We start from the raw sequence: 5,675 nt of genomic DNA, 5'->3' as shown, positions 1-5,675 counted from the left end.
CCCCAACTGGTAGTACGCCCCATCCCCCTTGACCCGAACCCGAATCCCCTCCCCCAACGTGCTCCCCACATCCTGGGCCAGCTTCTCGCCGATTTCCTTTACCCCATCCCACTTCTTGACATGCGGCGCGATCTGCTTCAGGTGCGCCTCGATGTCGAGCGCGGGGCCTTGGGCGTGTTCCTTTTGCTGGGCGGCGCCGAGGGTGTGGCTGTCTCGGAGGTATCGCGGGACGCTGTCGCGGAGCTGGTGTGGGGTGAGGGGGGTGTCGTTCGGTGGGGCTGATGGGGGCGGGGGCTCGTGCTGGTCGGGGGTTTCAGTGTTGGTGGGCGCGGGCACGGTGTTGGTGTTGGTGAGTGCGTCGGGGTCAAAGGGGGACGGGGCATCCGGACTTGCCGCGGGTCCGCTGACGGGGGACAGCTGCGGGAGATCGGTTTCGGCGTGGGGTGCGGGGCTGGCCGGGGTGTGTGCGGTGTCCGGGGTGGGCACGGTGGTGCGGAGGGTGTCGGTGCGTAGGGGATCGGTTGAGGTGGGGCTGCTGGTGCTGTGGGTTTCCGGCTGTGGGCCGGTGGGCTGAGAGTTGGCGGGTTGTGGGCTGGCGGGCTGCGGAGCACCAGGCAGCGAGGTGCCAGACTGAGTGGTCTGCCCTCGGGGAGCCTGCGCTTCCGGCTGCCGCGGTGAAACGCCTGGCGACGGCTGGTCTGGTTGCGGCTCAGGCAGACGCGGGTGCGCAACGGGCGGCTGGACGACCCCGGGCACGTCGACACCAGGACCCCCCGCTCCCGGCACAGGCGGACCCACGACCGGAGTGGACGGACCGGCCACCGGAGCAGACGGACCCCCGACTGGGGTGGGCTGACCTACGACCCCAGCAGGCGGACCCGCAACGGGCGCAGGCAGTCCAGAAGCAGGAGTGGGCGACCCCGCCACCGGTGCAGGCGGCCCGGGGGCCGGGGTGGGCAAGCCCGCAGCCGGGGCGGGTGACTCCGGGGTCGGAGTGGGTGATCCCACGGCAGGCGCCGATGGACCCACGACCGGTGCCGGTGCATGCGCGTCGGACGGAGCCGGGACCGCGGCCACCGGCGGCAACCCCGCACCACCCGGCACCGTCGGCGCGCTACCAGGCGAAGACGGCACGGCACCCGGTTGCACCGGCACATCACCCGGCAACGCCCCCACACCACCAGGCGCTCCCACACCGCCAGGCGCCGCCACCCCACCGGCACGCGGCCCCACATCACCTGGTGACGACCCCACGCCACTCGGCGACCCCACGCCACTCGGCGGCGACACCCCACCCGGCGCCACCCCACCCGGCGGCAACAGCGCCCCACCCGGCGACACCGAGACCCCGACCGGTGGCACCGAGGCCCCAGCCGGCAGCGACGGCACCCCGCCCGGCGACAAGCTCACACCCTCCGGCGACGAACCCACCCGCCCCGGCGGCGTCGGCATCCCCCCGGAAGACGACGAACCACCCCCCGACGGCACCGAAACCCGATCCTGCGCCGAGCCCCCACCCTGCTGCGACTCCCCACCACCCCGAACCGCCCCCGCACCACCCGGCGACGACGACACACCCCCTTGCCGCCCCAACCCCCCATCCGGCGAAGAACTCGCGCCACCAGGCAGCAAGCCAACGCCTTCCGGAACCGATCCCACGCCACCAGGCTGCAGGCCCACGCCTCCCGGAACCGATCCCACGCCACCAGGCGACAAACCCACGCTTCCCGGAACCGATCCCACACCACCGGGCGGCAAGCCCACGCCACCCGACGTTGAACTCCCACCCCCGGAAGGCAAGCCCGCTCCTACCGGCGCCGAGCCCACTCCCCCCGGCGGCACCAAAACCCCACCCGGCGCCGACGCCGAAGACGGCAACACCGGCAGCCCCCCAGGCCCCAACGCCCCTCCACCCACTCCACCCCGACCCCCACCAACCCCCTTCTCCCCCAACCCTCCCACCCCACCCCCGACAACCCCCCGATCTCCCCCCACCTCCGAAGAACCATTGCCCCCCTTGCCAACACCCCCACCAACTACCCCCGACCCCCCAACCCCATGCCCAACCCCCTCCGCACCACCAACACCCCCGCCCTCAACCCCACCCCCACCAATCCCCCCTCCCCCAATCCCTCCCGCCCCCAAACCATCCACAGTGGACGGCCCATGCAACGCCCCACCAATCCGCTCCCCAACCCGCCCAGCCCCCCGCTCCGCCCCACCACTGAACGCACCCCCCACCGCCCCCACCCACAAATCTCCAAACCCCCCACCACCAACAGCCGCCCCAGTCGCCCCCGCCGCGATATCCGCGACAGCCTCCGTAGCCCCATGGAACAGAACAGAGTTCCCAACCCCCGGCCGCCAGTTGTTCATGCCGATGTGCATGCCCCCCGCGACACCACCAGCCACCGCGCCACCAAGCGCCGACATGCCAATACTGAAGGTGTCCCAGGCATTCCGGTTGCCTTCGGCGAACTGGATCAGTTGCACCGCGACGTCCTGCAGGACCTCCTCGACACCCTCCTGGATCGCCTCGGCCAGCAGGCGGGCCGCCCAGTGCATTTTCTCCGCGATGCGGCCGATCGCGAAGCGGGCGCTGGTGATGAAACCGGGCACCAGGGGGGCGGTGAAGGGGCTTGCCAGGGCCCAGAGGATGGAGTTTACGAAGAAGATGATCTCGATGAGCATCGAGTAGGTGCCTTGTTCCACGTCCAGGGCCAGTTTGCGGAGGCTGCCGGAGAGTTCGTGGACGGATTTTTCCAGTTGGGGCAGGGATTCCACGAGTTTGTGGATGAAGTCGCGGAAGCCTTTTCCCATCCGTTCGCTGACCGCGCCCTCCACCGAGCCGATCTGCGCGCGGACGCTCTCGCCCAGGTCCCTGACCAGTCCACTGAGGACTTCGTAGGCATCGCCCAGGGCGCGGGCCTGGTTTGGGCTGACCCTGGGGACCTTCGAGCCGGCGACCAGGATCACCAGGGGCTCGTACTTGGGGTCGAACTCGATGGTCACCGGCGGGGTCCTCAGGCCGTGCGGAGGCGGTGCGGCGCGACAAGCCGCTCCGTCCGCTCCGCACCCGGCATCGGCACCCGCGCACCCCTCGTCAGTTGGCCTGTCCGGCAGTAGAACGAGCGCATCCCTGGCGTAGCAACCCGTTTGGCCTAACTCCAGTGCGGAAGTGAAACGCTGTTGCCCTGGATTACCCCGGCCAGGGGCTGGGTCGCCTGGTGGTGGCGGGAACCGCCGAAGGCGGGTGACTTCGGGTCGAACACGCCGCGGCGCACCGCCGACAGTTGCTGGTGCAGGGTCATGGCGAGTTTGTGCCAGGGGTGCCAGCCGCGTTGTTCGGTCACGTAGGCCCAGCCCGCGTTGGCGGTCGCGATCTGGCGCAGCACCTGATCGGTCATCAGCTCGGGGGTGTCGTTGACCAGGTGGCCGAACCGTTCCCGCGGCAACTGCTCGGCCCAGGCAGGCACGTGCAGGTTCTCGTGCGGTTTCATCGGGCCCTCGAAGGGCAGCACCAGGTCGGCGAAATCCAGGTAGCGCGGGTGTGGGTAGCCCGCGGTGTTGAGCACCACCCAGGCGCAGTCCGCGCTGCGGGACATCCCGGCCAGCTGCCGGTAGAGCGGCAACCGGTTCTCGGTGCCCTGCACCCTATCGAAGAACACCCCGTCCACCCGGTACCAGGCGCGGTGCCGGACCAGTTCCCGGTACACCAGCTCCCTGGCGCAGCGGCCGTGGCAGGTGTCGACGTAGCCCAGCACCCGTGCGCCCGCGTACTTGAGCTGTTGCACCATCCACTGGAGCTTCGCCGCCGGCCGGGGGCCCGCCCCACCGTCCACATTGAGCACCACCGCGCACTCCGGGCCCACCGCGCCGATGAGCCGCCGCCAGTCCGCGGCTGCGGTGTCGGGCTGGAAGAACGCCGGAACCAGGAGCCCGCCGCGCCAGGACCCGTTGAGCTGCAACACAATTCCTCCGGAGTGGACAATGACGGCCGCGTTCGCCGGTCGCAGTGGGGAAGGACGAATCCAGGATTCACCAGAGTGCTGCCTGAATCGATATACGAAGACCGTTCGGGCAGAACTGCTTCACGATTCGCCCGGCCGGTCCCGATGTTCGCTCGGGCAACTGTGGAGAACCGATGACCACTTCCCGTCAAGTTCGCTGGCCGGGGCCTGGCCCGTGCGAGTATCGGCGGAGCGGCCCTTCGGCCCCGGGAAGCGAGGAGCGGCAGTATTCGATTTCCCATTCACCCCGCGGGAGACGATGTGAAGACCACCAAGGTCGCGGTGCTGGCCTCGGACCAGCTGATCGGAGCCGAATCGGTCGGCCTCGTGCGCAATGCGCGGGAACTCGAACACGTGGACCTCGCCGCGGCGGAGGTGGTGCTGCTCATCGAACACGTGGTCACCCGCTCGTCCTTCGCCGCACTGCACAGCTGTTACCCGCGGCTGCCCGCGACACCCAGGACCCGCTGCGTGGTGGTGACCGATCACCTGGAACCCGGCACCATGACCTACGCGCTCTCCTGCGGTCTGGCCGCGGTGCTGCCGCTGCACGAGATCGACGGCCAGCGGCTGACCCAGGCGATCCTGTCGGTACGCCAGGGCAACGCGCATTTCCCAGCGCACCTGCAGGGCGAACTGGTCAGCGAACTGGCCCGGATCCACCAGGACGTGCTTGTGCCCAGTGGCCTGACCGCCGCCGGACTGACCGAGCGCGAGGTCGATGTGCTCACCCTGCTCGCCGACGGTTTCGACACCGACGAGATCGCCGCCAAACTGTGCTACTCCGAGCGTACGGTGAAGAATGTCCTGTATCGCATGATGACCCGGTACAACCTGGGCAACCGCACCGAGGCCGTCGCCTTCGCGGTTCGCGCCGGGGTGTGCTGAGCCGCGCCGACCGAAAGTGTGACAGTCCCGTTTCGGCACGGGCGCTGCCACTTCGGCCCGTGCATACTGCGGCAATGTGCGCGGACATTCTCGTGGCCGAGGACAATTCCCGGCAGGCCGAACTGATCCGCCGATATCTGGAACACGACGGGCACACGGTGTCGGTCGTCTTCGACGGCGAGGCCGCGCTGGCCAGGACCCGCCAGCTCAAGCCGGACATGATCGTGCTGGACGTGATGATGCCCGGTCTGAGCGGCCTTGAGGTGTGTGCCCGGCTGCGCGCGGAGTCCGATGTGGCCATCGTGCTGCTCACCGCGCGGTCGATGGAACCCGATGTGCTGACCGGATTCGACCTCGGCGCGGACGACTACATCACCAAACCGTTCCGGCCCCGGCAACTGGTGGCCAGGGTGCGCAGCATCCTGCGCCGCACCAGCCCGCGACCGGCCGAGGCCACCGACAGTCCACTGTTGAGTGTCGGCGAGATCACCGTGGACCGGGTGGCGCACGAGGTCTGCGTCCGGGGCCAGCGGGTCGATCTCACGCCCGCGGAGTTCCAGCTGCTGGGCATCTTCGCCGCGGCGCCCAACCGGGTGTTCACCCGCAAACAGCTCATCGAGGACGCTTTCGGCACCGAGTTCATGACCGAGCGCGCGGTGGATGTGCGCATCATGAAACTACGCAAGAAAATCGAGATCGACCCTCGGCGACCACGACTGCTGGTGACGGTCTACGGCATCGGGTACAAGCTCGCCGACGACAAGGACTGAGACCAAC

At 69.4% G+C, this 5,675-nt stretch carries 3 protein-coding genes and 1 pseudogene; 2 read left to right on the top strand and 2 right to left on the bottom strand.

The features are described from left to right. Positions 1-2,685 precede the first annotated feature (2,685 nt). Positions 2,686-2,976, bottom strand: a pseudogene (locus HNR67_RS46845) (WXG100-like domain-containing protein); the annotation flags it as partial. Between the two features lie 185 nt (positions 2,977-3,161). Continuing rightward, entirely contained in the window at positions 3,162-3,968 is an 807-nt protein-coding gene (locus HNR67_RS23770; protein WP_185004445.1) for a spherulation-specific family 4 protein, read from the bottom strand. A gap of 303 nt (positions 3,969-4,271) precedes the next feature. On the opposite strand from HNR67_RS23770, the gene HNR67_RS46320 reads away from it, so the two are divergent. Together HNR67_RS46320 and HNR67_RS23760 are read left to right on the top strand one after the other, a co-directional pair. Beyond that, complete coding sequence (locus HNR67_RS46320; RefSeq protein ID WP_185004443.1) at positions 4,272-4,898, top strand: helix-turn-helix transcriptional regulator; 627 nt, start codon at positions 4,272-4,274, stop codon at positions 4,896-4,898. A 74-nt stretch (positions 4,899-4,972) separates the two neighbouring features. Then, positions 4,973-5,668: a response regulator transcription factor gene (locus tag HNR67_RS23760; RefSeq protein WP_185004442.1), complete on the top strand. Its 696-nt coding sequence runs from the start codon at positions 4,973-4,975 to the stop codon at positions 5,666-5,668. The last annotated feature ends 7 nt before the right edge of the window (positions 5,669-5,675 follow it).

Origin of the sequence: Crossiella cryophila, assembly GCF_014204915.1 — a bacterium.
GTDB classification, from domain to species: Bacteria; Actinomycetota; Actinomycetes; order Mycobacteriales; family Pseudonocardiaceae; genus Crossiella; species Crossiella cryophila.
This window is presented reverse-complemented; position numbering and strand designations above follow the sequence as displayed.

Coding starts and splice junctions, on each gene's coding strand:
- HNR67_RS23760 (WP_185004442.1), top strand. CDS start 4,973: ATGTGCGCGGACATTCTCGTGGCCGAGGACAATTCCCGGCAGGCCGAA.